The 567-nt window shown below is 66.5% G+C and carries 1 protein-coding gene; it reads left to right on the top strand.

Annotation, left to right across the window (positions count from 1 at the left end; genetic code table 11):
- Positions 1-567, top strand: a 567-nt coding sequence (locus tag GSE44_RS25190; RefSeq protein WP_159351552.1) for an IS256 family transposase, incomplete at both ends; no start/stop codon positions are given.

The following is a 567-nucleotide window of genomic DNA, read 5'->3' on the forward strand; positions in this document are numbered from 1 at the left end:
TCGACCGCCCGCTGTCGGGGGACTGGCCCTATCTCTGGCTCGATGCCACCTATCTGCGGCAGCGCGAGGGCGGTCGCATCGTCTCGGTGGCGGCGATAATCGCCGTGGCCTGTGATGCTGAGGGGCGGCGCGAAATCGTCGGCCTGCACATCGGCCCGTCAGAAGCCGAGATCTTCTGGGCGACCTTCCTCAAGAGCCTAGTCAAGCGCGGGCTGAAGGGCGTGAAGCTCGTCGTCTCCGACGCCCATGAGGGACTGAAGGCGGCGGTCGCCCGGGTGCTTGGCGCGACCTGGCAGCGCTGCAGGGTTCACTGGATGAGGAACGCGTTGGCGCATGTGGGCAAGGCCCAGCAGTCCATGGCCTCGGCCGCACTGCGTCAGGCCTTCCTCCAGCCCGATCAGGAAGCCGCGCGGCAGACCTGGCGCCATGTCGCTGACCAGCTCCGCGAGCGCTGGCCCAAGCTCGGCAAGCTCATGGATGACAGCGAGCATGACGTGCTCGCCTACATGGCGTTCCCGGTATCACACCGAACCAAGCTGCATTCCACGAATCCGTTGGAGCGCCTCA

Origin of the sequence: Muricoccus harenae, from assembly GCF_009848505.1 — a bacterium.
Classification (GTDB): Bacteria; Pseudomonadota; Alphaproteobacteria; order Acetobacterales; family Acetobacteraceae; genus Roseomonas; species Roseomonas harenae.